Annotated in this window: 1 rRNA gene; it reads left to right on the forward strand. The window is 50.6% G+C overall.

Annotation, left to right across the window (positions count from 1 at the left end):
• Positions 1-231: ribosomal RNA gene (locus FHC48_RS23910) — 23S ribosomal RNA — on the forward strand; the annotation flags it as partial.

Raw genomic sequence — 231 nt, forward strand, 5'->3', positions numbered from 1 at the left:
GTATCCTGTCTGAATATGGGGGGACCATCCTCCAAGGCTAAATACTCCTGACTGACCGATAGTGAACCAGTACCGTGAGGGAAAGGCGAAAAGAACCCCGGCGAGGGGAGTGAAACAGAACCTGAAACCGTGTACGTACAAGCAGTGGGAGCACCTTCGTGGTGTGACTGCGTACCTTTTGTATAATGGGTCAGCGACTTATATTCTGTAGCAAGGTTAACCGTATAGGGG

Origin of the sequence: Enterobacter sp. EC_50, from assembly GCF_019584525.1 — a bacterium.
Classification (GTDB): Bacteria; Pseudomonadota; Gammaproteobacteria; order Enterobacterales; family Enterobacteriaceae; genus Enterobacter; species Enterobacter roggenkampii.